Source organism: Pseudocnuella soli (assembly GCF_004347775.1).
In the GTDB taxonomy this organism is placed as follows: domain Bacteria; phylum Bacteroidota; class Bacteroidia; order Chitinophagales; family Chitinophagaceae; genus Flavisolibacter; species Flavisolibacter aquaticus.
The window spans coordinates 4,560,803-4,587,259 of the sequence record NZ_CP037755.1 but is presented as its reverse complement, the minus strand read 5'-3'; the positions used below and the strand labels follow the sequence as shown (position 1 = coordinate 4,587,259).

At 51.7% G+C, this 26,457-nt stretch carries 17 protein-coding genes and 1 pseudogene; 9 read left to right on the top strand and 9 right to left on the bottom strand.

What is annotated here, in order from left to right; translation table 11 throughout:
* Positions 1-29: 29 nt before the first annotated feature.
* Positions 30-3,443 carry a TolB-like translocation protein gene (locus EPD17_RS18840; protein ID WP_132056023.1) on the bottom strand — a complete coding sequence of 1,138 codons (3,414 nt, stop codon included), beginning with the start codon at positions 3,441-3,443 and terminating at the stop codon, positions 30-32.
* Positions 3,444-3,514: 71 nt separating this feature from the next.
* On the opposite strand from EPD17_RS18840, the gene EPD17_RS18835 reads away from it, so the two are divergent.
* Positions 3,515-4,156: an MBL fold metallo-hydrolase gene (locus EPD17_RS18835; protein WP_132056022.1), complete on the top strand. Its 642-nt coding sequence runs from the start codon at positions 3,515-3,517 to the stop codon at positions 4,154-4,156.
* Positions 4,157-4,459: 303 nt separating this feature from the next.
* On the opposite strand, the gene EPD17_RS18830 is transcribed toward EPD17_RS18835, so the two are convergent.
* From EPD17_RS18830 to arfB, 4 genes and pseudogenes are all read right to left on the bottom strand, one after another.
* Positions 4,460-5,965 carry a lipopolysaccharide biosynthesis protein gene (locus EPD17_RS18830; protein ID WP_132056021.1) on the bottom strand — a complete coding sequence of 502 codons (1,506 nt, stop codon included), beginning with the start codon at positions 5,963-5,965 and terminating at the stop codon, positions 4,460-4,462.
* 132 nt (positions 5,966-6,097) lie between these two features.
* On the bottom strand, positions 6,098-7,141 hold the full coding sequence (locus EPD17_RS18825) for a cytochrome-c peroxidase (RefSeq protein WP_132056020.1): 1,044 nt from the start codon (positions 7,139-7,141) through the stop codon (positions 6,098-6,100).
* The gene (locus EPD17_RS18820) at positions 7,138-7,884 is read right to left on the bottom strand and encodes an MbnP family protein (protein ID WP_132056019.1); all 747 of its coding nucleotides are present in this window, start codon (positions 7,882-7,884) and stop codon (positions 7,138-7,140) included. Before EPD17_RS18820 ends, EPD17_RS18825 begins: the two co-directional genes overlap by 4 nt.
* Before the next feature lie 39 nt (positions 7,885-7,923).
* Positions 7,924-8,310, bottom strand: a pseudogene (gene arfB / locus EPD17_RS18815) (alternative ribosome rescue aminoacyl-tRNA hydrolase ArfB); the annotation flags it as partial.
* 137 nt (positions 8,311-8,447) lie between these two features.
* Here arfB and dtd point away from each other — a divergent pair.
* The 6 genes from dtd to EPD17_RS18785 all read left to right on the top strand — a co-directional run bounded on the left by dtd (position 8,448) and on the right by EPD17_RS18785 (position 14,527).
* Positions 8,448-8,900: a D-aminoacyl-tRNA deacylase gene (gene dtd / locus EPD17_RS18810; protein WP_132056017.1), complete on the top strand. Its 453-nt coding sequence runs from the start codon at positions 8,448-8,450 to the stop codon at positions 8,898-8,900.
* A gap of 234 nt (positions 8,901-9,134) precedes the next feature.
* On the top strand, positions 9,135-10,292 hold the full coding sequence (locus tag EPD17_RS18805; RefSeq protein WP_132056016.1) for a T9SS type A sorting domain-containing protein: 1,158 nt from the start codon (positions 9,135-9,137) through the stop codon (positions 10,290-10,292).
* A gap of 213 nt (positions 10,293-10,505) precedes the next feature.
* The gene (locus EPD17_RS18800; protein ID WP_132056015.1) at positions 10,506-10,895 is read left to right on the top strand and encodes a group III truncated hemoglobin; all 390 of its coding nucleotides are present in this window, start codon (positions 10,506-10,508) and stop codon (positions 10,893-10,895) included.
* A 149-nt stretch (positions 10,896-11,044) separates the two neighbouring features.
* Positions 11,045-11,371 carry a nucleotide pyrophosphohydrolase gene (locus EPD17_RS18795; RefSeq protein ID WP_132056014.1) on the top strand — a complete coding sequence of 109 codons (327 nt, stop codon included), beginning with the start codon at positions 11,045-11,047 and terminating at the stop codon, positions 11,369-11,371.
* A gap of 134 nt (positions 11,372-11,505) precedes the next feature.
* Complete coding sequence (locus EPD17_RS18790) at positions 11,506-12,630, top strand: YihY/virulence factor BrkB family protein (protein ID WP_132056013.1); 1,125 nt, start codon at positions 11,506-11,508, stop codon at positions 12,628-12,630.
* 430 nt (positions 12,631-13,060) lie between these two features.
* Positions 13,061-14,527: a glycine--tRNA ligase gene (locus EPD17_RS18785; RefSeq protein WP_132056012.1), complete on the top strand. Its 1,467-nt coding sequence runs from the start codon at positions 13,061-13,063 to the stop codon at positions 14,525-14,527.
* Positions 14,528-14,594: 67 nt separating this feature from the next.
* Here the strand turns inward: EPD17_RS18785 and EPD17_RS18780 are convergent, their stop codons facing one another.
* Both EPD17_RS18780 and EPD17_RS18775 read right to left on the bottom strand, forming a co-directional pair.
* Entirely contained in the window at positions 14,595-15,635 is a 1,041-nt protein-coding gene (locus EPD17_RS18780) for an alkaline phosphatase family protein (protein ID WP_165929669.1), read from the bottom strand.
* Between the two features lie 114 nt (positions 15,636-15,749).
* Positions 15,750-15,956, bottom strand: coding sequence for a hypothetical protein (locus EPD17_RS18775; RefSeq protein ID WP_132056010.1), 207 nt, complete (start codon positions 15,954-15,956; stop codon positions 15,750-15,752).
* Positions 15,957-16,103: 147 nt separating this feature from the next.
* Between EPD17_RS18775 and EPD17_RS18770 the strand changes: the two genes are divergently transcribed.
* Positions 16,104-16,307 carry a hypothetical protein gene (locus EPD17_RS18770; RefSeq protein ID WP_114235367.1) on the top strand — a complete coding sequence of 68 codons (204 nt, stop codon included), beginning with the start codon at positions 16,104-16,106 and terminating at the stop codon, positions 16,305-16,307.
* A 188-nt stretch (positions 16,308-16,495) separates the two neighbouring features.
* Here the strand turns inward: EPD17_RS18770 and EPD17_RS18765 are convergent, their stop codons facing one another.
* The gene (locus EPD17_RS18765; RefSeq protein WP_132056009.1) at positions 16,496-21,820 is read right to left on the bottom strand and encodes a S8 family peptidase; all 5,325 of its coding nucleotides are present in this window, start codon (positions 21,818-21,820) and stop codon (positions 16,496-16,498) included.
* A gap of 229 nt (positions 21,821-22,049) precedes the next feature.
* On the opposite strand from EPD17_RS18765, the gene EPD17_RS18760 reads away from it, so the two are divergent.
* On the top strand, positions 22,050-22,571 hold the full coding sequence (locus EPD17_RS18760; RefSeq protein ID WP_132056008.1) for a hypothetical protein: 522 nt from the start codon (positions 22,050-22,052) through the stop codon (positions 22,569-22,571).
* A 309-nt stretch (positions 22,572-22,880) separates the two neighbouring features.
* On the opposite strand, the gene mfd is transcribed toward EPD17_RS18760, so the two are convergent.
* Positions 22,881-26,324 carry a transcription-repair coupling factor gene (gene mfd / locus EPD17_RS18755; RefSeq protein ID WP_240040676.1) on the bottom strand — a complete coding sequence of 1,148 codons (3,444 nt, stop codon included), beginning with the start codon at positions 26,322-26,324 and terminating at the stop codon, positions 22,881-22,883.
* Positions 26,325-26,457 lie beyond the last annotated feature (133 nt).

The window sequence follows — 26,457 nt, the reverse complement described above, 5'->3', positions numbered from 1 at the left end:
CTTTTTTTATATAATGAAACAAGGGCCTTTTAAAAATCAAGTCCCAGCGCCAGGTAAGTTTGCGGCCTGCCCCTGAAGAAGCCATCCATTTGCCAGGCTGCATCAAAGCGGAGGAAATAACCCAGCAGCGTGCTGCGTACACCAAAACCATAACCGCCTGCCAGGGGCCCGATGCCGCCGGCTTTCAGCCGCACCACAACGGTTGGGTTGTTGGGGTCGGAGAAGTTTTGGGTGGGGCGTTCAATGCCATTGTAGCGGCCGTTCCATGCCGAGCCCAGGTCAACAAACTGCACCACCTGGAAGTTGCGCAAAAACGCATTGTTGATGGGGCGGTTGAAGAACGATGAAAATACGGGTACCCTTATTTCACTGTTGATGGTCACGGCATTGTTGCCGTTCGAAACGTTTTGCTTAAAGCCGCGAAGGTTGAGCGCCAGTGCCTGGTAAGCATAGTTGCCCTGCGGGCGGTTGTTGGGGTCAAAATAGCGGTAGCCGGTAACATCGTTGTCGCTATTGCGTTTTTCGTTGTTGCCAAACTTCAGCCATCCGTCCACGCCACCGAGGTAATACACCACTTTCTGGTTGCCCCAGGAGATGTCGGCAGCACCACGCACCGCCCAGATGATGTTGCGGTAAATGGGCAGGTAATGGCGCACATCCACACCAAAGTTGAACATCAGCCGGTCGCCCGATTGTTTGGCGGTGCCGGTTTGCGTAAAGGCATCCATGTAGGCCTTCCAGCGCAGCCCGTGCCAGATGTTCATAGTGGGGTTCAGCGTATTATCGTGCACATACTCCAGCGAGGTTTGTACAAACGTAGTTGTTGAATCCTGCACCGGCAGTGTTTCGGGGCTCACCGCACTCAGCACAAACCGGTCGAAACGCGGCCCTACGGTTGCCCGGAAGGAGCGTACCCGGTCCAGTGCATAACGGAAGCGGCCGAGGTAATAATTCGAGATCTGCTTGCCGGGGTAAGTGGCCGAAGTGCCCGCCAGGTTGTACCCTATTTCGGAATTGCTGCGGTAGTACGTAAAACCCCAATCCCAGCGGCGGCGCTGGTTCATGAACTCAAACAACACGTCGTTGTCGCGCAGGTTGGTAGCCAGGCGGAAGCCACCCGATATTTTAAAGTCTTCAAAAAGATCGAGTGTGCCCATGCGCACCAGGCCGTTCAGGTCGTTGCCGTTGGCCGGGTTGATGGGGCCGGAGCCGCCCATATAAGGCTGGTATTTGTTGAACACAAATACCGTGTTGTTGAGGCTGGCCACTACGTAATCGTTGAAGAATTTAGGTGGGCGGTATTCAAAGAGTTTTGCTTTTTTCAACAGCGGTTCCTCGGCGGGTATTTCCGTGGCAGGAAACACCTGGCCGGTGGCGCTGGTGTCGGCATTGTCAAACTCTGTTTGAAACACATTGTCGTTGCCTGAGGTATCGGGGCGGTTAGGCTGCGGTTGGGCCGCTGCCTGCCGGTTTTGTGCAATGCGTTGCTGCTCGGCCACTTTTTTCATAAACTCCGTAGGACGGGCTGTTACATTGCGGCGGCGCAGCGTGGCTTCGTCTACACGCAACCGGTAAAGGAATTTAAAGTCGCCCTGACGGGTTACTTCGCTGATCTGCTGGTTGTCGCCGGCAGTGCGGGTTTCCAGCAAACTGCTTTGGTAGTTGGTGAGCGGAAACACATAGCTCGAGTCGTTGGTTACCGATACATAGCCAACCGAGTCAATGTCGTCTTTATTCCATTCTTTTATCAGGCTGTCCACTTCGTTGATAGGCGGGTTGCGCAGCACTTCATCGCCAATAAACACCAGCGTATCCAAGCCGGCCCGTTCGGTGCTGAAGAAACCTGCATAGCGGTTGGCGATACCGTTTTCATCGCTCACAAACGTAAAGTGGTACGAGTTGTACTGCGATGGATAACGGGCATTGCCCAGCCGCACATTGGTGAGCTGCGAAATCTGTTTGAAGTCGGACTGGTTCCAGTTGTCGACCAGGAAAATATTGTAGCGGCCGATGGGCAGGGCCGTATCACTATCCCGGGCGGTAGGGCTTGGCCGGTTCGATGCAAACATGATCCCCGTTTTGTTGGGGAACGTCACAAACGAAGGATCGAGATCATCGTACACATCGTTGGTGATCTGCTCGGTGGTCATTTTCTCGATGTTGTACGTAAAGATGTCGGTTTGCCCAGCCTTCACTGCCGAAAATAACAGCGTGTTGGAGTTGAGCATGTACTTCATGTCCTGAATCTGGTCAAACTGGTCCAGCGTCTGCTTGTTGATCTTTACGCGGTTTACCGCATCGTACACAAAAAAGTTGATCTTGCCTTTATCGGGGTAAACCACTGCCAGGCGGGTGCCTTTGGGGTCCCAGGCCAGTATGGGGTAGTTGGGGTTTACTTCATCCTGGCGGCTGCGTACGCCGGTATGCACCAGCACTTTGCGGCTGGTAAAATTTTCCATCAGCACCACGCTGTATTTGCCTTGGCGAAACTCCGTAACCGCATAAGTAAAGGAGCGGGGCACCGGGTTGGCGTTGAACCGGAAGAAATCTTTTTTACCTACTTCCTCGCTTACCGAAAGCTGGCCTTTGGGCACCACGCGGCGGCCGCGGATGTCTTTGAAATATTGTGCAGGCACCTCGGTCATAAAGTTGCGCAGCACTTCCTTGAATTTCATTTTGGCAATACGCTGCGAAGCCGAGTTGAGGTTGCGGTAAATGCGGCTCAGGTACAGCAGGTAAGTGGTTTTGCTTTCGCCGTATTTGTTGCCGAAATAATACCAGAATGCATGGCCGGCAAGCTGTGGCTTTTGGTAGGCAAAATGGTAAAAGTTTTTGTAGTTGCCACTCAGCATGGCGCTTTTCAGCTGGTCGTCGAGGTCGGTATTCCAGTGTTCGCCGGCATAGGCAATATAGCCATCGGTAAGCCACTGCGGCAGGTCGAGCAGGGTTTGGTTGGCAGCCATTTCACCCAGGTCATCGCCAAACAGCACATTGCGCACCAGCACCTGTGCAATGCCCTGGCGGATCTGGCGGCGCAGGTTGGCGTGGTTGGCATCGAAGTACACCACCATTTTGTTGTTCACCAGCTTGGTTACGCCGCCTGCGTTTTGCCAGTCGATGCCCATGCCGATGTTCGACTGCTGCATCTCGTCGAAGTTGTTGTACACCACAATGTTGGCGCGGCGCTGCAAGCCATACTCCACGAACTCCTCCACTGCGGGCAATTCTTTTTCGGCAATCTGCGCTACAAATTTGCCCAGCTCCAGCCCGTCCTGGCTGAAGTATGTATTAAAGTTGTCGGTTTGATAATATTTCCATTCGAACTTCTGGTACTGCACCCGGTTTTTCCCAAACTCCACAGCATTAACCTGCGCCTGTGCTGTAAAGGATAAAATAAAAAGGGCCACACCGCCTGCCACGATCCGTCCTAAAAAATTATTCATACAAGTTTTGAAACGTTACTAAGTAAGAAAAGCTGGGTTTGTAAATTGCACCTAAAGTACAAAAAAGCCCAATGTTACAGGTTCACTCATTCACCTTCAGCCCGGTTCAGGAGAACACTTACGTAGTATATAACGAAGGTGGTCTCTGTTGTATTATCGACCCCGGCTGTTATTTTGCCTCCGAGGAAATGGCGCTAAAAGAATTCATCGAAACGAATGGACTGAAACCCGTTTTGCTGCTCAATACCCATTGCCACCTCGATCATATTTTTGGCAACCGTTATGTGCACCGTATCTGGGGCCTGCAACTGCACCTGCATGCAGCAGAAAAAATCGTGCTCGACCGCGGCCCGCAAAGTGGCCAGGCATGGGGCCTTCCGTTTGATAACTACGATGGCGAACTGATATACGTATCGGAGGGCGAAAAGGTTGTGCTGGGCGATGACGAGTTCGAGGTGTTGCTCACACCGGGCCACTCGCCGGGATCGATTTGTTTTTACAATAAAAAGCAACAATTTGTTATTGGCGGCGATGTGCTGTTTAAAGGTTCCATTGGCCGCACCGACCTGCCCGGTGGCGATTTTGCCACGCTGGAGCGCAGCATCAAAACGCAATTGTACCCCCTGCCCGATGAAGTGGTGGTGTACCCCGGCCACGGCGAACCCACAACCATTGGCGAGGAGAAGCGAAGCAATCCTTTTGTAAGGGGATAGGTTTGGGAAGTACAAGAATTTGAACCACAAAGGCACGAAGGGAGTGAAGGAACACGAAGGGGTTAATCAGATTTGTTTCTGGCCTGGCGGGCAACCACTGTTTTGTCATCCTGAGCGCAGCGAAGGATCTGAGTTGTATAATGATGAAAGTGATGTGAAAGTGATCGCGTCTTGATTTTAAATTACTCTATTAAGTGGGCTCAGATCCTTCGCTGCGCTCAGGATGACAAAAACACTAAGGTTCACCAAGAAAGCCCTTTGTGTTTCTTTATTTCCTTCGTGTCTTCGTGGTTCAACTATTTTTTATGCGCTAATAAACCTTCCCACCACCGGCAAGCGTGCAAATTCTTTCCGCTCCACATTTACAATAAACAGCGTATAAAGCCCCAACAGCAGCAACCCAAATGCGTGGTTGATCCACACATTCAGTTCCAGCAGTTGAAACGCTGCATGAATGCCGTACAACGCCAATGCAATCACCATAAACGCAATCAGCTTTTTAGTGGCATAAGGCACCGGGTAAGCCCGCTGGCCCCAGCTGTATGAAACCACCATCATGCTGCCATAGCAAAAAAACGTAGCCCATGCGCAGGCCACATAGCTATATGTAGGAATAAACAGGAAGTTGATGAGCAACGTAATACCTGCACCGATAAACGTAATTCGGGCACCAGCGCTGGTTTTATTGGTCACTTTGTACCAGATGGACAAGTTGTAATAAATGCCCAAAAACATATTGGCCAGCAGCAAAATGGGCACTACCCGCAGGCCTTCCCACTGCTCGGGGTTTTGGATAAAATATTTCCAAACGTCGAGGAAAAGCGCCACCACCAAAAACATCAGGGAAATGGTGATGACAAAAAACTTCATCACCCGGGCATATACTTTTTGCGGAGCCTGACCCTGTGCCTGTTTAAAAAAGAACGGCTCGGCCCCCATGCGAAACGCCTGGATGAACAGCGTGATGAGGATGGACAATTTATAACAGGCGCTGTACACACCTACTTCAAACTTGGCGGCTTCTTCGGTGGCCGCAGGTGACCACCAGCGCAGCATCATCCGGTCAAAGGTTTCGTTGATCATGCCGGCAAAGCCTGCCAGGATTAGTGGCGCGGAGTAAATAATGATCTCTTTCCAAAGTGTTGCGTTGAACCGCAGGCGAAATGAAAAAAACTCTTTTGCAAGGAGCAAAAACGTAAGCACCGCCTGGATCAGGTTGGCCAGGATCACATAGCCTACACCAATATTGGGATCATAAAAAGTACCGATAAAACCTTCAGGATCTTTTTCCGCAATCTTGGGGCAAACAGACAAAAAGAAAACAACAGCCCCGATATTTACCAGTATGCCCACAATGCGCACCAGCGCAAATTTTATAGGCCGCCCATCAAAACGGAGTTTGGCAAAAGCCAGCGACGACAAGGCATCAAAGGCAATGATGAATGCCGCCCAGGTAAAATATTCAGGATGCTCCTGCAGCCCGATCAGGCCCGCAAAAAAATCATTGAACAACACCAGCAGCGCGGTGAGTACGGCCGTACTTACGATGAGCGAAATAGTAGCTGTATCATAAACCGAACTGCCCTTCTCTTTATCCGATGCAAAGCGGAAAAAAGCGGTCTCCAGGCCGTATGTAAAAATGATGTTCAGGAGCGGGATGAGTGCATATACCAGGCTCATTTCGCCGTAGGCCACACCCGACAGCGTAGCCGTGAGGTAAGGCGTCAATAAATAGTTTAGAAAACGGGCCGCAATGGAACTGCCTCCATACCACAATGTTTGTCCCGCCAGTTGTTTAATGCCACTCAATCCGGTTCGTATTTAGGTGCCAAAAGTAGGTAGGTAAGTCCGAAGACAGAAGTCCGCAGTCCGAAGAAGACAACTATAACTTAGAATTGTCTTCCGTCTTCGGACATCCGACTTCGGACTTTGCTGACTTCCCTACGGCGCAAAATGTTTATCGCTGATAAATGAAGAATCGGTCAGTGTTTTTAAAAATGCCGTCAGGTTCACAATGTCCGAGTTAGTGAGGGCAATGCCGAGTTGCAACGAAGGATCGAGGTTGGGTGTTTGCTTGATGCCGCTGCGGTAATGTTCAATGCTTTGTTGCAGAGAGGTAAAACGGCCATCGTGCATGTAGGGAAAGGTAAGCGCCACATTGCGCAGCGACGGCACCAGAAACTTCATCGAATCGGCTGCATTGCCCGTGATGCGGATGCGGCCGCCATCTTTTAAAAACGGATTTAATCCAATGCCGTTGTTGCGGAACGAACCATCGGTAAAAAAAGGCTCCTGGTGGCAGGTAGCGCATTTGCTTTGAAATACGGTGTAACCCGCTTGCTCAAACTGTGTGAAAGTCGCTTCGCCGCGTTTCATTTTATCGTATTTGCTGTTGGCCGAAACCATTGTTACCACAAATTGCGCCAGCGCCTTCAGCATGCGCTGGCTGTTGATCTCCGCATCGCCAAAGGCCGCGGCAAATAGGGAAGGATATTTGGTACTAGCCCGCAGTTTGCGCACCACGTTGTCTACCGTTTCGGCCATTTCGTTTTTGGCCGTAAGCGGCGCCAGTGGCTGCGTTTCGAGGTTGAGTATGCCGCCATCGTGGTGAAATTCCTTGCGCCACGCCAGGTTGAACATGCCCGGCGCATTGCGGGTGGTAAAGGCATCATTAAAGCCGTGGCTCAGGTCGTGATCGAAGGTGGCAAAAGCGGCAAACTGCTGGTGGCAGGAGGCGCAGGGGAAATTGCCATCGGCCGAAAGGATGCCGTCGTAAAATAATTTTTTACCCAACTCAATACCTTCTTTGGTGAGCGGGTTTCCGGCAAAATCATACTCCGGTTTTGGAAAACCTTGCGGAATATCAAAGGAAACCGGAGTGGGGCCTTTGGGTACTTCCATTTCTTTTTTGCGGCAGGCCTGCACACCAATTGTAGAAATGAGCACCAGCACCATCAGGGATAATATCGTGAGGCGCAGCTTCATGGAATCAGCACCGAATTGAGGCGAAACATTTTGCTGTAATTATCGGCATACTGCGCTGCCAGCGGCCCAGGCGTCATGCTGACGGCGGTTTGCGCAATGGGCAATGGATGTACCGCATCAAACCAGCGCATTATTTCGGCAATAAGGGACACCTGCATGGTGCGTTCTACCTGCACTGGTGCAGGAAAGTTTATCGTCACTGTTCTTAAGGAAGAATTTGTGCCGGCAAAGCCGCCAATATGGTATTGAATGCGGTTGTTAGGTGCACTGCTCAGCGGCGAGCTGCCTTCGAGCTTGGCCATGATGTAGCCGGTGTTCCAGGTCCAGAACATATCCTGCACGGGGTCCAGCGCACCAGTTTGGGCGCCGCTTACATTGCGGGTGCTGTCCACGCCCAGCAACATGCGCAAGCCGGTGTAGGTGCCGGCCGGCACTTCAACTTTAATTGTTTTAGTACTATCCGTTTCCTCGTCCACCAAAAAATAAGTGTCCGGGATTGATACCACATTATTGCCATTGACCAGGGCCAGGTTGGAGAGGTAGTATTTAAATGTATTTACAGTAAACGTTTCGCCCAGGCCGTTGGTGTAAGGCGTGCCCAGTTGCAGCGGGGCGCCGGCTGACTGGTGTGCAATGGTCAGTTCCAGTTGGGCATTGGATAGTTCCTCATCCACCTCCCGCTGGCAGCCCGATAGCATGGCGGCCAGCAACAGGAGCACAGCAAAGGAAGAGGGGAAACGCATGGCGCTAAGTTATTCAATACGGTGCAAGGTGTTGTTAAATTATAGATCAGTGGGGCGGATGCGGCGGCGGTCCTGCTTGATGGAGCCTGCCCGTTTTTTCCCTTCAATGCGCCGTTCTTTGGCGGCCTTACTGGGCTTGGTGGTAATACGCATCCTTTTCTTTTTCAGTGCTTCGGCAACCAGCTCATTTATTTTAGCAATGGCCGCTTCCTTGTTTTCGATCTGGGTGCGGTGCATTTGTGCTTTCACCATCAGTTGGCCCTCGGCATTGATGCGGTTGTGCAGTTTGTGGAGCACCAAAACCTTTTGTTCGTCCAACAAAAGCGCTGAGGCCTGCACGTTGAAATAAGCCTGCACGGCGGTTTCCACCTTGTTTACATTTTGCCCGCCGGCACCACCGCTGCGGGTAGTGTGCAGTTTTATTTCGGGAGATAAATCGATCATATTTTTGCGCGGGTCTCTTTATTTATATAAAAAACGGCGCAACGCAAAGGTGCACAAAGTTTTCGTCGTGATTTCGTTGCGGCGCCGCGTTTCGTTTTCCAAAAATCATCCAGGAGCTTATGCGTGCAGTGATTCAACGGGTTTCGTCAGCTTCGGTTACCATTGACGGTGTTGTTGCAGGTGCCATTGAAGGCGGCCTGCTGGTGCTATTGGGCATTGAAGACAGGGATGGCGAAGCCGACATAAAATGGCTGAGTGGTAAAATTGTCAACCTCCGCATATTTGTCGACGACGCCGGCGTGATGAACCGCTCCGTGCTGGAAGCGGGCGGCGGCATTTTGCTGGTAAGCCAGTTTACGCTGCACGCCAGCACCAAAAAAGGGGCCCGGCCATCTTATATCAGGGCTTCAAAGCCGGATGTGGCCATCCCGCTGTACGAGCAAATGATTGCACAACTAACCGCCGACCTTGGCAAACCGGTTGCCACGGGCCGTTTTGGCGCCGATATGCAGGTGGCGCTGGTCAACGATGGGCCCGTTACCATCTGGATCGATACGCACAACCGTGAGTAAGCGCAGTTTTTATTTTGGTAAAAATAGGAGTGCCTAAAAACAGCATGCTTGTGCTGCCGGCTTGCACAAAGTTTTGCCAGTCATTGTATTAGGTTAACGTTGGTGGCTAAGGGTAATAACTGAATGGGCCCTAGTTGCATCTGCTCATAAAAGTTTTTCCGCAGGTATAAATACGATGCCGCCCCGGAAATCTCCGTTATTTTTACCGCAGCTTAAGCGTACCAATCCAACCCGATGAAAAAAACAACCATTCAACTGCTTTTGTGCGGGCTGCTATTTTTGCCCGCCAGCCTGCTGGCGCAGGACACGGCCACGTTCGGCAATTACACACCCATCGACATTCCTTTTGGCGATGATGCCCCGGTTTTGGGCAACCCATATCCTTCCAAGATCGTCGTGACCGGGATGGCCGGCACCATTTCCAAAATTACCGTGCGGCTTTTTGGACTCGACCACAACAGCCCCGATGCTGTCGACATCATGCTGGTACCGCCCGATGGCGCCAATACGGGCATCATCCTGCTGTCGGATGTGGGCGGTGCTTACGATTTGCCCAACCCCGGCACCGGCGTGAACATCGTGTTGGACGACGATGCTACCGAGTACATCCCGGACAACAGCCCTTATCCTTCAGGCACCTATAAAATTACCAACCGCGGTGGCACCGACTCCTGGCCGGGCCAGCCCAAAGCATCCCCTTTTACCACGCTGGCCGGCTTTAACGGCTATGGTGCCAACGGCGAATGGCGGCTGTACGTGGTCAACGATATTGACGGCTGCGAAGGCTATATCCATGGCGGGTGGGACATGACCATTTACACCGAACCTTCGGTACTGCCGGTAAAATACAGTGCATTCAGCGCTGCTTACCAAGCTGCCCAGCAGGCCGTGCAACTGAAATGGACCACCGAAAACGAGACGAACAGCAAAGCCTTTGTGGTGGAGCGTTCGGCTGATGGTTTCCGTTGGACAACTGTGGTTTCGATCAATGCAGCGGGCAACAGCAGCAGGCGCAGAAAATACCAGTACGATGATGTGCGGCCAGCGGGCGGCGTCCATTTTTACCGCATTAAAATGCTGGATAAAAACGGCCGCTTTGAATACACCAAAGTAGTATCGCTGCAAGTGCCCCAAACGGTAGCCGCCGCGGCAAAGGCGTATTTCAACAGCAGCAATGCATCGGTGGTACTGAGCCCCGGCGGCATGCTGGGTAAAAAAGCCTTGGTGCAACTGATTGACCTAGGCGGAAGGGTTGTGGCTAGCCGCAGCCAAAGCCTGTTGCAGCCTGCGCAAACGGTGCTGGAACTGCCCCACCTGAAAGACGGTTTGTATGTGTTGGAGGTAATTTGCGGCAGCGAAAAGTTTGTGCAAAAAGTGATGATCAGGAGGTAATGCTTTGGTTGGTGGTTAGCCCACTGTGCTTTTAAGATTGGTAAGGAAAAGGTGCAATGGAGCACATTGCCATGCAGCAATAAGAGAGCCCAACTTTGCAGCGGTATTTTATATAAAAAAGCGGAACTGCGGAATGCCTGCGGTTCCGCTTTTTGATGCATAGGCCTGACGAAGCTTAGGCCGTTGCTGGCACCAGCCCTTTAATTTTGCCCCATGAAAAATGATGTAACCGACCGTGCGGGACTAGAAAAGATGCTGGCGCATTTTTACGAAAAGGCGCTGGTGGATGAAGTGATCGGTTTTTTCTTTACACAGGTGGTGCCGCTGAACATGGAAACCCACCTGCCCCTGATCACCGATTTTTGGGAATCGGTGGTGCTGGGTACCCGCGGGTATGGCAAAAACGTAATGCAGGTGCACCAGCATATTCACCATTTGTCCCAAATAAAAAAAGAGCACCTCGACCGCTGGGTGCAGCTGTTTACCCAAACCATCGACGAACATTTTGAAGGCCCCAATGCCATACTGATGGCACAGCGGGCCCGCTCCATCGCCACCATGATGAACCTCAAACTCAACCACGGCGGCGTTGGTGTGGTGTGACGGGGGCAGTAAGTTCAATGTGTTTAAATGGTTCAAGAAGTTTAAGGTTTAAAGTTTAAGGTTTAATGTTGCTGGCGGTGGCAATACATTGAACGTCTTGAACATTTAAACCTTTTGAACAACCTTAAACCTCAAACCTTAAACTCCCAATGACCATAGCCCAGGCCCAGCAACAGATCGATCAGTGGATACATACAACCGGTGTGCGGTATTTCAGCGAACTCACCAATATGGCCATCCTCACCGAAGAGGTGGGCGAAGTGGCCCGCCTGATGAGCCGCATCTACGGCGATCAGTCGTTCAAGGAAAGCGATAAGGGAAAAGAACTGGCCGATGAACTGGCCGACGTACTGTGGGTGGTGATGTGTATTGCCAACCAAACGGGCATCAACCTGACCGAAGCGCTGGAAAAGAATTTTGACAAAAAAGCCATCCGCGACAGCGACCGCCACCGGCAGAACGAAAAACTCCAGTGATTTCGGATTTTAGATTTCGGATTTTATACCAGTGCATGTTACATGCAATAATTTAAGGGTGCCGAAATCTGAAATCCACAATCCGCAATCCGAGTGGCCGCTTTTTTGCTTTTATATGCTTAAAGGCAAAACCTATGGCCCAGCCAACAAAAAAGAAAAAGTTTACCCCTGCCGCCCTGTGGCGTATTTTAAAAAAATCCTTCACCGGTTTTAACGACGATAAAGTGCCCAAGCTCAGCGCATCGCTGGCTTATTATACCATCTTTTCCCTGGGGCCGCTGATCCTGCTGCTCATTTACACCGCCGGCTTTTTTTATGGCCGCGAGGCTATTGAAGGGTCTATTTACCACCAGCTCAATTCGTTTGTGGGTAACCAGGCGGCGTTGCAAATACAGGAGATTGTAAAAAACGCCACGCTGAGCGATAAAAGCACGTCGGCAGCCATCATCGGCGTCATTACGCTGCTCATTGGTGCCACCACTGTGTTTGCCGAAATTCAGGATTCCATCAACAGCATCTGGGGCCTGAAGGCAAAACCCACCAAGCAAGGCTGGTGGCTGTTGGTAAAAAGCCGCCTGCTTTCGTTTGGCGTCATCGGCGCCTTGGGCTTTTTGCTGCTGGTATCGCTGGCCGTTACCGCCATCATCGAAGGACTGAATGCACAGCTGCAGCGCATGTTCCCCGACGTTAGTGTGATCATTATGTACGTGGTCAATTTGCTGGTGACGCTTGGCACTATTACGTTGTTGTTTGCAGTGATCTTCAAAGTACTGCCCGATGCAAAGATCAAGTGGCGCGACGTGTGGGCCGGCTCCATTGCCACCGCTGTTTTGTTCATGATCGGCAAGTTTGCCATCGGCCTTTATATAGGTAAAAGCGACGTAGGCGGCACTTATGGCACTGCCGGTTCGCTGGTGATCCTTATTGTGTGGGTGTATTACTCGGCCATCATCCTGTATTTCGGTGCCGAATTTACCCGTGCTTATGCGCTGGAATTTGGGTCTACCATACGCCCCAACGACTATGCCGTGGTGGTACAAAATGTGGAAGTGGAAGGCGGGCAGCAATCGCTGCAGCAAAACGAACGCAACCTCAACGCAGCCAAAGAATACGGCACGGTGCGGGTAAAGAAACCCGAGGCCAAGCCGCAACGCGTCGGCGAACCGGAAAGCATCGGCTCACCGGAAGTGCTGAAATCGCTGGCCATTCTGGCAGTTGATAAGCTGGTGGGTTGGACGAAGAAGGATGGTAGAGGGTAGTTGGCAGTTGGGAGTGGATAGTTAATAGTTGGTAGTTCAATAAAAATGCGTTGAAGTTAATCCGTCATTGCGAGGCGCCGCGGCGACGATACTTTAGCGAAAACTCTTGCGCCGAAGCAATCTTCCGGTTTTATATAAGAACCTTTTGGTGCGGCTTAAAAGAAAATCTCAGCATATAAAAAGATGTAGTTAGGAAACACATTTTAGATGGAGATTGCTTCGGCGCCATGATGTGCAACATTTTCAAAGCCGCTCCTGCGCCTCGCAATGACGAACAGCGCCGCCCAACATATACGCAAACTCATTTAACAAACAACCAATCACTTCCAAAACTCTAAACCTACAAACCCCAGACTTCAGACTCCCAACTGTCAACTATCCACTCCCAACTATCAACTACTCTCCATCATCTCCTATCTTTGCCCGCACTATGGCAACAGATAACAACCGTTTCCAGGCAATTATATCGCACTGCAAAGAGTACGGCTTTATTTTCCCCTCCTCCGAAATTTACGACGGGCTGGGCGCCGTGTACGACTACGGCCAATGGGGCTCCGAACTGAAAAAGAACATCAAGGACTATTGGTGGAAAAGCATGACCCAGATGTACGAAAACATTGTGGGCATCGATGCGGCCATTTTTATGCACCCCACCACCTGGAAGGCCAGCGGCCACGTGGATAATTTCTCCGACCCGATGATCGACAACAAGGACAGCCAAAAGCGCTACCGGGTGGATCACCTGATCGAGGCTAAGATCGACGAGCTGGAAAAGGCCAGCCAGCAAGACCAAGCTGACCTGTTGCAACAGCAAATGGACCAGTTGCTGGCTGCCAGCGATTTCGACGGACTGAAAACCCTGATCGAGAATAATAAAATTGTATGTAGCATCAGCGGCACCGCCAATTGGACGGATGTGCGCCAGTTTAACCTGATGTTTTCTACCGAATACGGCGCTATTTCCGACGACAGCGAGGACAACAAAATTTACCTGCGCCCCGAAACGGCCCAGGGCATTTTTGTAAACTTCCTGAACGTGCAGAAAACCGGCCGGATGAAAATTCCGTTTGGTATTGCGCAAATTGGCAAGGCTTTCCGCAACGAAATTGTTGCCCGACAGTTCATTTTCCGGATGCGCGAATTTGAGCAAATGGAAATGCAGTTTTTTATCCGTCCCGGCTCGCAAAAAGAGTGGTACGAGTACTGGAAAGAAGAACGCATGAAGTGGCACCTGAGCTTGGGTATTCCTGCCGAGAACTACCGCTTTCACGACCACATCAAACTGGCCCACTACGCTGATGCGGCCTGCGATATTGAGTTCAATTTTCCCATTGGTTTTAAAGAAGTGGAAGGCATCCACAGCCGCACCGACTTTGACCTGCGCAACCACCAGGAGTATAGCAAGAAGAAAATGCAGTATTTCGATGCGGAAGTGAACCCCGAAACAGGCAAGCCTTACGGCAATTATATCCCGTACGTGATTGAAACCTCCATTGGTGTGGACCGTACGGTAATGATGGTGCTGAGCCAGGCTTTTGAAGAGCAGGACCTGAGCACTGCTGAAAAACAGGACAGCCGCGTGGTCCTGAAGTTCCCGGCCAAGCTGGCGCCCATTAAACTGGCGGTGCTGCCGTTGGTGAAAAAAGATGGCCTGCCCGAGCTAGCCCGCCAACTGATGGACGACTGCAAGGCTTCGTTCCGTTGTTTTTACGAAGAAAAAGATACCATTGGCAAACGCTACCGCCGTATGGATGCATTGGGCACACCGTTCTGCGTTACCATCGACCACCAAACCAAGGAAGACGGCACCGTTACCGTTCGCCACCGCGATACCATGCAACAGGAGCGGGTGCACATGAACGAGGTAAAAGCCATGGTGCTGGGCACTATTGGCTAATACTCTTTGGTTTTAAAAAATATACCGGCGGACGTCGGGCTACAAACCGCAGCAATTTTGCTCCTGTTTATAGCCTGTCGTCCGCCGTCATTTTGTGCAGTGGAATGGTGTATGGCCTAAAGCTGTTTACCCGCAGCAGGTAGCCAATGGTACCCGCAATTTGTGCGCTGTACAATTGTTCGTCGTGCCCGCTTTCGCCACTCGGCCTGATGCCCGTTCCTAACATCGCCATCCAGGTTTCCGACGAGCCCGGCACAAAAAATCCGTGTTTGAACCAGGTGCTGCGGCTTCGGCCCCGCCCGTGGTCGGTGGTAATGATCAGCGAGGTATTGTTGCGGTATTCGGGCAGGCCCTGCAGCAGTTGCCACAATTTTCCAATCAGTCCATCGGCCAGGTGCGCCTGCTGCAGGTATCCCGCATAATCTTTTTGGTGGCCGGCTTCATCGGTGCCGCCAAGGCCAATATGCAGCACCCGCGGCCGGTTTTGCACCAGGTATTTTACTGCTGCCGCAAATGTGGCGGTATCGGGGCACACATCACCGGTCCAGTCCAGCGCTTTGTTGATGGCCACTTTTATTTTACTGCGCGTTTGGGCCAAAATAAAAGGAAACGCATCCCACGAAGCCACTGATGCTACTTTTCCCCGGAAATCCTGGAGCTTGTTGAGGTGCTCGAAAATGGTGCGGTTGACGTTTTGCTTTTTTTCGTTGCTCCAGATGCGCAGGTCGGTGCGGCCAGTAAACAGCTCGTTGTAGCCTGCGTATGAAAGTGCATAGGGGTTGGCTACATTCATTTTGCTGTGGCGGTTGCGGTTGCCCACCAATTGTCCATTTTGCGCCACTTCGCTCCACAAAAATGGCATCAGGCGTTGCCGCCGTTCCGCAGCTGTGCTGCCTGCAAAATTCTGCAGGTCAACTTTTTTATCCTGCATTGCCTGGTGGAGCAGCGCCGGGTCGGCACCGGCAAACACTTCCTGCCAGCGCATGCCGTCCAGCGTTACCACTACTACCCGTGCCTCGTTGGGCCGGTCTTCTTTATAACTGGCCTCGGCTTGGCCGGTGGCTTTTGCATACAATAAAAAAAACAGGAGGACATATCCCAGCTTCATAGAGAACATTTTGAGGTACAGCGATCTGCCTCTGAAGTGGGGAAGTGATGGGTGATGGGCTTGGATCGATCAATGCAGCTTTGCTTTTCGGCAAAAAATACCGGGTGATTCAGCTTAATAGGCCGGTTCGGTACGCTCCTCCGCTTCGTCGGTGGAAGAAGTGGGCAACTTTTCATCGTTGCGGCCCATGGCGCCTACCCCCGCTGCATGTGCATTGGGTATATGGGTGTGATGAGCCTCATTGTGCTCTTGTTCCTTCATGTGGTGGCCTTTAGCCCTTTCTTCTGCCGACTGGTCTTTTTCCGGTAACATTTTCCGCATTTACTTTTTTACCAAAAAATCCCATGCCAAATGGGCCGGGCGGCGTTTTGCAGTTCGCAGGCCACAATGGGGCGTTTATATGGTTTTGGCCGCCTTTTTGCCTGAATAGATTAGTTTTAAACTTCACTAACCATAAAATTGATTCATATGGCAGACGTTAAGCTCACCGCCTACAATGTTAAAACCAAAGAAAAAGGGGTGCCCATTCAGGATGCGGTGGTAACCAAAACCGCCAAAGGCGCCTACATGGTGCAGGGCCACGACGGTAAAGGCAACAAACTGACAACCCTGTGCAACGAGGAAAAGGCCCTGGCTGCCATCAAGGCCGGCGTTGCAAAACAAGGCTGGTAAACTAAAGCAAACTGGCGCATAGCAAACCGGCACAGTTGATTAATTGTGCTATTTTGTAAGCCGCCCGGTTTTTTGTAAAAAACCAGTTATTGGTTGCATCCGCCTATTCAGGCGCATTGGTTGTACCAAAATATTAAAGCCCGCAACAGCTTGCTGTTGCGGGCTTTTTATTGCGGCAAAAATGGTTTTCAATAACCCCGCTTCAGCAGGCGGAACACTTTGTCGTTTTTATCGCACTGCAGCAGGTACACTCCCGGCGGAAATTGCCCGCCCGAAAGGTCTACCCGCATCAGTGTGCCCTGGCCCGTGCCCCGCACCGGCATTGTTTTCAACACGCGGCCAACGGCGTCGGTGAGGCGCAGCGTGGCGGCTTCACCGGCAGCCAGTTCAAACATCAGGTAAAATTCGCCCACCGATGGGTTGGGGAAAACCTGCCATCCGGCATTGATATCAAAGCGCACCGACACCTGTGGCGAGTACTGTTCGCCGCCGTCCTGGTCAATAACCCGAAGCCGGTAGTGGCGCATACCCATTTTGGGCAACTCGGTGTCGGTAAATTGGTATTGCAACCGGTCCGTACTGCCTTGTGCGGCTGGCTCGCCCAGCTTTTGAAACTGGTGGCTGGCAGGTGCATCCACACCCCGCGCCACTTCCACTTCGTAGCGCAGTACACCGTTTTCGCCGGCCACATCCCATTGCAGCAACACATCTTTTGCAACGCCGGTTTTGCTAGCTTTCAATTGTACAAATTTTACCGGCAGCGAAGCTTCGCGGCTCAGCCCGCCGCTGTTCAGCCACATTTCAGTACCCCTGACGGCATCAAACTCGAGGTAGTAACCGGCATCGTAAGGCACCAGTGCTGTTTTTGCCACCGGCACATAATGCCAGAAGCCAACTTTATCATCGTCTAACGTTCCGTTTAAATGCTGTGCATCAACCGGTTTGAACAAGGTTACACCCAAGTCCAGCACCGATTCGGGCGGAGCACAGGAAGCGCAGTTGTTGGCCGCAAGCAGCAGCTTGGTCTCAGCTTCGGTAAAATAAAAACGAACCCGGACAGAATCAGAGGTGGCCCCGTCCACCACCAGGTTGCGGTTGTGATAATATTGGTCTTTTGAAAAACGAGCCTCGCCGGGATGGATATAAGTACGAACACCGGTACTTGCCAAGGATACGCCTTTGAGTTGCAGCGAAGCCAGCAGCCGGCCATTTTGGGTAAAATGCATCCACTCGTTTTGCCCACCCACATTTTGCAACACCTGCTGCCCCATCGACGGGCCGGTGTAAATGCCCATTGTGTTGTCGTACACATGAATGTCGTCCAGTGCAATGCCTTCGTTGTTCACGCCGGGATCGCTGGAAAAAACAAAACGCAGCTTTAACTGTGGCACACCAGCGGGCAGGGCCACAGTGGCCACATGCCATTTAATGTCGTTGCCCACATGCCACGAATCGCCTTGGGGGTACCAATTGGTACCTTCACCGTCAAGTTTTTGCCAGGTCTCGCCATCAGCGCTGTATTCTACCCAGGCATTGTCGCAGGCAGGCACACATTCCTCTAGGTCCATCACCACATGGAAGCTCAGCGTGGGTTGTTGCAGGTTGCCCGTTTGCAGGCAGGGCGTGTAGAGGTACGACAGTTCGTTGTTGTTGTGGTTGCCGGTGAGGTTGGTTTTCCAAACATTGCTGCCCGATGCCGCCCGGGTAATTTTAAAAGAAGCGGGCTGCCCCAATTCCCATGAATTGTTGCGGCCTTCGGAATACCAGCCGTCGTTCTCGCCTTCAAATCTTTGGAGGTAAGGAAACTGGCTGATCACCGCCTGGCTGCGCACCAGCAGTTGCAGCGAATCGTTTTGCCGCACCTCGTCGAACGGGGCGCCCAGGGCCACCCTGATCCCATAATCGCCGGGTTTGGAAAGATTCAGTTTTTGGTTAAAACTATACCGGATGGTATCATTGGCTTTGATCAGCGGTATGTTTTCGGTAGCCCAGCCGCCGCCATTGATTGAATAGCGCACCGGCACGGTAGTTATGTCCTGGCCGGTTCCGTTTACAATGGTCAGGGTCAGCTGCTCGGCTGAGCTGCGGCCACAGCCAATGGAGTCGATGCCATCAACAGAAACCAATTGCACATCGCTGCGAACCCGGTATAGCCGCAGGTCGTCGATGGTATATCCGCCGGCGTAGTTGGCCTGCACTGCGGACTTGGTGCCGGTTTGCTCCCAACGTATTTGCGTAGCGGTAGAAAAACGCTGGCCTGCCTGCGTCAGCAGGTGTGAAATGCGCAAGCTAGGCGATTGCTTAAACGTGCCGGCAACTGTTCCTTTCAATGGAAAAGTATAAGCCAGGATCCACTCATCGGCCTCGCTGCCCCGAACCCAAACGCGGTTGGCGGTGTCCATGCCATGTGCCGCCCAGGCAAAATCAAGGCGCACTTCGTTGGCGGCGGCATCATATGCCGACAGGTTGAATGTAGCCACGAGGAAATTGCGGTTGATGGCGCTCCTTTCCCGGTCGGAGTCCAGTGTTATTGCCCGATTGCCGCTTTTGGCCATACCCGAACCGGCATAACTGCGTAGCCGGCCATTAGCGGTGCCGGGGAAAAAATCAAAGCGCTCCAGCCCGGCCAATCCCACCGTAGATTGCGGTAAAGCAAATTCAGACAGGTCGTCAAAGTTTTCAAAATAAGGTGTGGTCAAATCAATGGGGTCGTTTTTCAGGTGACGCACCACGGTACGCAGCGTGTCGTTGTAAGGGTTTACATCCCCTTTGATGTTTTTTACAACGACAACAAATTCGTAAGCGCCGGTATTACCCAGGTTGGCATACGGCTGAAAATGATAGGTGTACAATCCCTGCGCTGGTATCGTTGTCTGCACCGTTTCGGAGATCCAGGTTTGGCCGCCGTTGCTGGAGTAATAAGCCTGGAACCCGGTTACTGGTGCATTGTCGAGGTTTTTGATGCGGATGGAAACCTGGGTGCGGGGTGTGGGGGCGGTGGGGGTAAACTGCCTTGCCGTCACCGGCGCTATCAGGGCGTCCAGTTTCAAATCACCATCCGAAATATTGCCGGCGCAATTGCCACCCGATGGTGTACGCACCAGCGTGGGGCAGCGTTGCCCGGCGATGCCGTTGTACATGGCCCGCACCGCCACCGGGTAGGCGCTGTCTTTTGCCAGGCCGGCAAGGGTAAATGCAGTGTCTGTTGTGGTGGCCATCGTTCGCCAGTCGGTACCCGCAAAACGCAGCACCTCGTAGCCGGTGGCTTCAGCGGCTTTACGCCACCGCGCCACCAAGTAACCTTCGCAGGAGTTGGTGAGGGAAAAACTTTTGGGTGCAATGCCCAGCACAAAAGCCTTGCTGGCTGCAATGGCGCCGCCGGCCGTTACCAGCCTGATGCGGGCCTGAGGTGCCGGTATGTTGGGTAATTTGTACCGGTAAAACTGGCTTGCCGCCGCGATGCCGGTTGCTGCGGTTTGCCAGGTGGCGCCTCCATCGGCCGAAAACTCCAGCGAAAGTGTTTGGTCTTCCAGGCCGGCCGCTTCCCACTGTACCCGCATCACTTCGCTGGTATCAAACCGTTCGCCGCCGGCAGGGGCTGTCAACAGCAACTCGTTGGGTACCAAATCATACACCACCACATATTGCTGCTTTGCAATTCCGGCCACTGAAAAACCTTTGATTTCAATAGAAAATTCAGTGGCGCCAGGATTTTTTACCACCACCTGTTCAATGTTGTTGCGGTGGTCGGCACCGGTTGTGGCGGGCGTATTTAAGGCGGCTGCAGCCGTATCCAAGATAAAAGGTAGATACTGGGTACCTCCGGCCGATAGAGTTAGGTCGAGGTCGTGTACCAGGCTGCGGCGGCTTAGGTGCGACGCCGCCGGATCGTTCCAGTACAGCATCACTTTCACTTGTGCTGTACCGGTGGGCACCGAAATGCGGTGCGTGTTTTTCTGGCCGTTGGCAATGCTGTCTTGGATGATGTGGTTTTTTTCCAAAATGTCCAGACTCCGGTTCAGGTTCATATAACCAAAGCCGTAGCGGAAGTCGGGGCCGGCATTGCCACGGTCGGAAGCGCCGTTGCACAAAATAGCTTTCAATAACGCGTTGCCCGGGTTTTTACCGCCGTGTAATTGCCGGTAACGTTCTACCAACAGCGCTGCGCCGCCTGCAACTGCAGGTGCCGCCATGCTGGTGCCGGAGTTGTTGCCATAGCCATTGGTAGGCCAGGAGGCCGCTACGTTGGTGCCAATGGCTACAATTTCGGGTTTGATGCGGCCATCCTTCACCGGCCCACGGCTGGACCCGCCATTGATCAAACCCAGGTCGTCCACATTGCCCACCGACAACACATTTTTTGCCGACTGGTAACTGCCCAACACGGTACCAAAACCTATTTCGTAAGGCTGGCAGGTGTTGCCGCCGCTATTGCCAGCAGCAAATACATGCAGCAGCGAAGGGTATAAAAACGCCTGCCCATCGAGGTAGGAGGAATAAAAGTCGTACACGCCGTTGTAGGTGCAGTTGAGCACATTGCCATACGAGTTATTGGTGATGACCATACCATGGTCGGCTACGTACTGACCGGCCTGTGTAAAAATGCCTTCAAACACCTGACTCACCACGGTGGCGCGGGGCGCAAAGCCCAGGTAGCGTTCGTCCATAACGGCGGCACCAGCAGTAATGCCGGTTACATGCGTAGCATGCCCCTGTACGCTGCCCGCAACGCGGTTGATGAGGCGGCCCGAAAAATCGAGGTGGGTTTGCACGTCGCCATTGTCGCCGATGCCCACCACCACGCCCTGCCCACTCAAGCCGCGACCGCCGTTGGCTGCACTGGCTTGCAACAAGGCCGCTCCGCTTGAGGTGCGGCTGTCTTGCAGCAAAGGCTGCGCCGGCGGAGGCTGCGGCTGCACATAGGCCACGCGGCTATGCGCCGCCAAAACAGCAATTTGCGTTTCGGAAATTTGCAGCGCATACACTGGTTCTTCGATGAATACACGTTTGGCCGTGCCAAATGATTGTAACACAGCCAAGGCTTGTGCCTCTGTAGTGCCCGGGTGCAGGCGTACCCAAACGTTTACCAGTGTTGATTTTACTGAAATACCAAAAGCCTGCGGCCAAAGCTGCGGATCCGTTTTTTGGCGGGCATTAACAGGAGTAATGCCCTGCGCCCCACTGCTGTAAGTAAGCTGCTGCCAGGTTATTGGCTTATGGATAAGGGCGGTAAAAGCGTTGCCGGGCAGGGCTTGCAATAATTCTACGCCCTGTGCTGCCAGTTGTTGCCGGGCGGCGGCATTGGGCAAAGCGGCAAATTGCAGCAGCACCAGCTCGGGCTGGCCGCTTTGCGCTAGCCTTTTATTGAGGATGTTGGCTGTAGCTGTCGCTTCTGCAGCGGTGATCTGCAGCGTGCCCGTTTTGAGCATGATGGGAGTGCCGGTTTTTTGCGCGGCAGAAAATAAAAAGCAGCAGCAGGCAATGGTAAATAAATAAGCAGTTTTCAGGCTCATGTAGGGCGGCTTGTATATTCAAAAGTAAATTAATGTGGATTGCTGGATCTGAAGTTTTGGTTGGAAGCAGTATTTAAAGCGGTGCCAGGCAGTTGTTTTGATCAATGGCGCAAAATTAAAGCATGCAGGGCAATTATTTTTCAACTCGTTACGCCGCTTTTGTGCCGCTAGCTACCGACAGGCAAACAGCCGCCGGAAAACTTTTACCTTGATGTTTTAAAGTCAACAAATGAATCCCCATTTTCCCGAATTGCTTGCCGGCGGCGACCTGCGCACTATTGGCGCCAGCAACAGCATTGTGCGGCAGGTAAGCACGCAGGAAGCATTCGATGAATTGTTTGCCTGCACCCGGCACCCAAACCGAAAGGTGGTGATGCGCAGCCTGGATGCCATTGAAAAAATAACGGCGGAACAGCCCCAGTTTTTGGCCGGGCACAAAAAGGAACTGCTCGCATTATTGGAAATTGCCGAACACAAGGAAGCTAAATGGCACCTGGCACAGTTGGTGCCGCGACTGCCATCGACCACAAATGAAACGGGCCGCGTTTGGCACCAGTTGACTCAGTGGGCATTGGATAAGGGGGAAAGCCGGATTGTGCGGGCCCTTTCGGTGCAGGCACTGCACGACCTGCTGTCACGGGTGCCCCAGTTGCAGGAAGATCTGGTTTATACCGCTACGCGGATGCATGCGGAGCAAATTCCTTCAATAAATGCACGGATCAGGAAGTTGAAACTCTTGCCAAAGAAATGATGTGTGTTTTTTAAAATGGTAGCTGCATGGTCTATAACTTCTCTACTGATGCTTTTACTTTTTACTCCTAAAAATGAAATAGGCAGGGACATCATCAACTACAGGCTGATTCAGTGCGGATGGCTACGATGGAGCTTTTGTGTAATTGTGGTGAACGACTTTTAAAGCTTGATGAGAAACGGTTGAGCATTATAAACACTACTCGTAAGTAAAACAAATGCATATAGACTTATGGCCGCATCAAAATATATTCAGCTGCAAGCACCAACCGCAAATCCAAAATCGTCAATCCAAAATCCCCTGCCTTCACTACGCTTGCACCGCTTCGCCAATTACTGCTGCATGCATGCGTTGTAAAAACACATGCAATTCATTCATCGAGTTAATCGGTTCGGCCACCAGTAAAAAGTTTTTGCCCGATTGTTTGAGACGTGCCTTGTTGGTGCCGGTTTGCACATAATCTAAAATGGATTTAAATACCGGCGCTTCAAAATAAGGCGAGTCGGGGCGGTTGATGAAAAAGCAACGCAGCACATCATCTTTCAAACTCATTTTTTCAAAGCCCAGGTCTACCGCCAGTTTGCGGCAGCGTACCGTTACAAAAAGATCGGCCACTTGCGGCGGCACATCACCAAAACGGTCATGCAGTTCGGCCTGCATCGCTTGTAGTTCTTCTTCGGTTTCGCAGTTGTCCAACCGCGAATAAAGCGACAGTCTTTCGGTGATGTTTTCTACATAACTATCCGGGATCAAAATTTCCAAGTCAGTATCAATCGTGCAGTCCTGCACAAAATCATCCTGCTTTGAAATTTCATCTTTGAACAGCTCTTTAAAGTCGGTGCGTTTGAGTTCGCGGATGGCCTCATTCAATACCTTCTGATACATTTCAAAACCAATTTCCGCCATAAAACCGCTTTGCTCCCCACCAAGCAAATTACCCGCACCACGTATGTCCAGGTCGCGCATCGCAATCTGGAAACCTGAGCCTAGCTCGCTGTGTTGCTCCAGTGTTTGCAGGCGTTTGCGGCTGTCTGTGGGCAACGTGCTCATGGGCGGTGCCAGCAGGTAGCAAAATGCCTTACGGTTGCTGCGGCCAACGCGGCCACGCAATTGGTGCAAATCGCTCAGGCCAAACTGGTGCGCATTGTTGATGATGATGGTGTTTACGTTCGGTATGTCCACGCCGCTTTCCACGATGTTGGTACACACCAGTACGTCGTATTTTTTATCAATAAAATCAAGGATGCGTTCTTCAAGTTCGTGTCCTTCCATCTGGCCATGAGCAAACCCGATGCTGAGGTCGGGGCAAAGACCCTGGATGATGGCGGTCATTTCCGCCAAACCATTTACGCGGTTATGGATAAAAAATACTTGGCCGCCGCGTTCCGTTTCAAAGTAAATGGCTTCGCGGATAAAATCTTCCTGAAACACTTTTACCTCGGTTTGAATGGGCTGCCGGTTGGGTGGCGGCGTGTTCATAATACTGAGGTCACGGGCACCCATCAACGAAAATTGCAACGTTCTTGGAATAGGCGTTGCCGTTAGCGTCAGCGAGTCTACATTGGTGCGGAATGTTTTGATCTTTTCCTTGTGTGCCACACCAAACTTTTGTTCTTCATCCACCACCAGCAAACCAAGGTCTTTGAACTTTACATCTTTTCCCAGAATGGCATGCGTACCTACGAGGATATCGATCTTGCCTTCTTCCAGCCGCTTGAGCGTTTCTTTTTTCTCTTTCGAAGTTTTAAAGCGGTTGATAAAATCCACCGTCACCGGGAAATCTTTCAGGCGGTCTTTAAATGTTTTGTAATGCTGAAATGCGAGGATGGTGGTAGGCACCAACACAGCGGCTTGTTTACCATCTACCACTGCCTTGAATGCAGCCCGCACCGCAATTTCTGTTTTACCAAAACCCACATCGCCGCACACCAGCCGGTCCATTGGATGCGGCGACTCCATGTCTTTTTTTACATCTGCTGTTGCCTTGCTTTGGTCGGGTGTGTCTTCGTAAATAAACGAAGCTTCGAGCTCGGTAGTGAGGTATGTGTCTTTGCTGAATTGGAAGCCTTCCTGTGCCTTGCGGGCAGCGTATAATTTAATGAGGTCAAACGCAATTTCCTTGACCTTTGATTTTGTTTTTTCTTTCAGCTTCACCCATGCATCAGAGCCCAGTTTGTTTACCTTGGGCACAGTGCCTTCTTTGCCGGTGTACTTCGCAATTTTGTGCAGCGAGTTGATGTTTACATACAGTATGTCGCTGTCTTTATAAATAATGCGCACCGCCTCCTGCAACTTGCCGCCCACTTCCAGTTTTTGCAAACCGCTGTACACACCCACACCATGGTCAATGTGTGTTACATAGTCGCCGGGCTGCAGTTCGCGCAGTGCACGCAGCGTAAGTGCCTTTGCTTTGTTGTACGCTTGCTTAACCTTGTATTTATGATACCGCTGAAAGATCTGGTGGTCGGTGTAGCACACCAGTTTCAGATCTTCTTCAATAAAGCCTTCATGAATGGCGGTGGCAATAGGCTGAAAATTGATCTCCGCTTTCAGGTCGGTAAAAATGCTGTACAACCGTTCGAGTTGCCGCGCATTTTCTGCAAAAATGGCCAATTGAAAACCTTTTGCTTCCCAGCTTTTCAGGTCTTTGATCAACAGATCGAACTGGCGGTTGAAAGCAGGTTGCTGTTTGGTGTGGAATTCAATTTCGGAGTAGGTGCCAGCAGCCGGCCTGCGGCCAAAATGCACTTGATGAAGCTGCGCTAATTCAGCTAAAAACAAATCGGCTGTTGTAAAATCTTGTGTGCTGATTTCTTTTTTTACCAGCGAAGCATCTTCTTCTTCCACCGCCGGTTTGTTGCGGGCACCTTTGCCGGTCATGGGCACAGCCGGTTGCTGTTGCGCCGCCAGCAGGTCCATAAACAATTGCAGGTTTTCCTCTTCAATCATCAAGCGCTCCTGCACCAGTTCCACGTCCTGCATCCAAATCACCGTGTTCTCGGGCAAAAACTGCAGCAAGGACACTTTTTCCTCATGTACAAACTGCGTATCCACGTTGGGAATGATGCTAACCTGCAGCAGCCGCCGTTCGGACAATTGCGTTTCGGGGTCAATGATGCGGATGGAGTCCACATCGTTGCCAAACAGCTCAATGCGGTAAGGCTTTTCGTTGCCAAACGAATAAATATCTAGGATGCCGCCCCGCACGGCAAACTGCCCGGGCTCGTATACAAAATCGGTGCGTTCGAAACCAAAATTCACCAGCCGCTCAAAAAGTTCGTCGGTATTGAGCACATCGTTGGTGCGGATGTGGATGATGTTTTCGGCAATGATTTTCGGCACCACCACTTTTTCAAAAAGTGCTTCGGGGTAGGTAACCAAGGCACCTACGCGGTTGCCGGTTCCATCGGAAAAACGCGTCAGCGCTTCGGTGCGCAGCATTACATGCGAGGGGTTGAGCAGCCGGTAGTTTTTTCGGTTTTTAAATGAGGAGGGAAAATAGTGCAGGTTCAGTGCACTGGTCAGGTTTTCCAGCGTGTTGTGGAAATAAGCCGCATCCTCGGCATCGTTGCACACAAACACATGATTGAGTTGGCCCAGCGACGGGTGCAGAAATGCAGCGGCCGCTACAAACTGCGATGCGCTTCCGTGCAGGTGGCTCAGGTAAATATTTTGCGGTGCGGACATGGTGAGACCGCCCACCAGCGAAAAAATGCGGGGGTTATCTTTCCAGGGCTTCAGTAAATCCTCCATCATCATTAGGGATGCAAAGATAAAGCCGCCGGAAACGGATTTTGGATTTACGATTTCAGATTTCGGATTTGGCTAACAATCCGCCTGTCAGCTTAAATCGTACATCCAAAATCGTCAATCGTAAATCATCTAA